At 66.6% G+C, this 2,204-nt stretch carries 1 protein-coding gene; it reads right to left on the bottom strand.

All coding sequences use genetic code 11. The annotated features are described in order from the left end of the window. Positions 1-116: 116 nt before the first annotated feature. Positions 117-1,589 (bottom strand): group II intron reverse transcriptase/maturase, encoded by a 1,473-nt coding sequence (gene ltrA, locus EV648_RS42295; protein WP_132302116.1) that lies wholly within the window; start codon positions 1,587-1,589, stop codon positions 117-119. Between the last annotated feature and the right edge of the window lie 615 nt (positions 1,590-2,204).

The following is a 2,204-nucleotide window of genomic DNA, read 5'->3' as shown; positions in this document are numbered from 1 at the left end:
AGTTGGGTCGGCCCGGGGCGCGGTGCCCGGATTGCTCCGGGTCCGTTTCGCCGGGCCGCCCGCCGAACCCGGCGTGCGATTCTCACCGCACCGGGCTCTCCACGTGAGGTTGCTGTTCAGGCGGCGTCACCTGTCGGCGTCCATGGCGTCGGGATCTGGTAGCCGCGGTATCGGTACCGGGCCACGGGGACGCTGGCTGCGCCCTTGAACCTGACGCCGTCGACGGCGAGCCTCCAGGTCCCGGGCAGGCAGAACCTGCGCCGGAGTTCTGGCCATCCGATGCGGTGCTTCTTCCGCAGCCAAGCCGTGATCCGTTCCCATGCGTAGGAGTCGATCCCGGCGAACACGGCCTTGGACACCCCGTGTCGGAAGTAGTTGGCCCACCCTCGCAGCACCCGTCCCAGGTACTCCATGAGATACCCGGGCTCGCGGTGCAGGGTCGATCTGTAGGTCATCGCCTTCACCCGATCTTTGGCCGTGGCGATCGCCTTGGCCGAGGGCTTGGTGTATACGAACCACTTGTTGCTCCCTCGCTTCCGCATCCGTCGGATGGTGAAGCCGAGGAAGTCGAACCCGTGGTCGATATGGACCACGCGGGTCTTCTCGGGCGACAGCCGCAACCCCATCGGGGCGATCACGCCTGCCACTTCCTCGCGCACACGCTCGGCGTGTTCCCGTTCGCCGGTCACGACGATGACGAAGTCATCTGCGTACCGGATCAGTCGGTAGTTCGCCTCGCCGTGCCTGCGGCGGCGCTGTCGTTGCACCTCGCTCGCCATCTGCTGGTTCCACTTCGCCATGAAGTGCTCATCCAGCGCTGACAACGCGACGTTCGCCAACAGCGGCGACAGAATCCCGCCCTGCGGGGTACCAGTGTGCGTCGCCTCGCGGGTGCCGATGGTGGTCATCACCCCGGCCTTGAGGAACGCCTTGACCAGCCCCAGCACGCGCTTGTCGCCGATCCTGTGCCGGACCCGGTCCATCAGGGCGACGTGGTCGATCATGTCGAAACACGCCTCGATGTCGGCTTCCAGCACCCACTTGTACGCCTTGGACGTGAAGTGGTGGATCTCAGCGACTGCGTCCTGCGCGCGCCGGTTGGGTCGGAACCCGTACGAGCACGGCTCGAAGTCCGCCTCGAAGATGGGCTCCATCACCAGCTTCAGCGCGGCCTGGACCACCCGGTCGGTCACGGTCGGGATGCCCAGGCTGCGCAGTTTCCCGCTCGCCTTGGGGATCATCACCTGCCGCACTTCGACCGGTTGGAAGGTCCGCGTCTTCAACTGCTCGCGGACCTTACCCAGGTACGCCTCCACCCCGATCCGGTAGCGGATCTGGGCCACTGTGGCCCGGTCCACCCCCGGTGTCCGCGACCCCTTGTTCCCGGCGACGCGTTGCCACGCCACCATCAAGAACGCCGGGTCGCAGACCAGGTTGTACAGATCATCAAACCGGCGGCCAGAGCCCTTCTCGGACTCCCCGGCCGCCCAGCAATGCAGTTTGGTCTGCATCCTCCGTACCGCCCACCAAGCCTGGTCTTCACCCGGCCAGCAGACGGCGCCAGTGTTCACCGGCGCTTCTTCGGACATCACAGTCCCTCCTTGCTTCCTCGCGCTGCCGCCCTTCCCCATGCGACCGGCTCTCCCGGCCTCGGAGTACTACGGCGGCTCCGCCCCACCCACGCCCTTCGACAGGCGACGCGTCTATCCAGCGACCACCCGAAGGCAGCCACGGACCGGACGCAGATGGTTCCCACGTTCACTGCTGTTCGGTCAACGGACTAGGTGCCCGGCTTTGCCCCTGCGGCCTCGTCGTGGCCACGCCCAAAGACGTCGCAGACCTTCACCACGACCTGCCAGACCCGACACATAGCACCGTTCTGACAGTTCCCCGCCCGTAGCGGACGTCTGGCTGACGCCGCCCCGGACGGTTACGCACCGCTGTCCAGCCCAGATCCACCGGGTTCGAGCTGGTCGACGATCAAGAGGCTTTACGACACCGGTTCCTCGCGTACACCTTCCCGTTTCGCTCACCAGGCACGGCCCGTCCGGTAGTACCGAACCGTCCTGACTTCACCGCGGCTGCTCCCACCCTCCCCAGCGTCCCCTGGATCAGGCTGCCGCCAGCTTCCACCCGACCGCTACGACGGCCGAGCGATGCAGGTCTCTCACCTCCATCCGAAACAACAGCGCCTCGTGGCGCAC

This window comes from Kribbella sp. VKM Ac-2568 (assembly GCF_004345365.1).
GTDB classification, from domain to species: domain Bacteria; phylum Actinomycetota; class Actinomycetes; order Propionibacteriales; family Kribbellaceae; genus Kribbella; species Kribbella orskensis.
This window is presented reverse-complemented; position numbering and strand designations above follow the sequence as displayed.

Coding starts and splice junctions, on each gene's coding strand:
- ltrA (WP_132302116.1), bottom strand. CDS start 1,589: ATGTCCGAAGAAGCGCCGGTGAACACTGGCGCCGTCTGCTGGCCGGGT.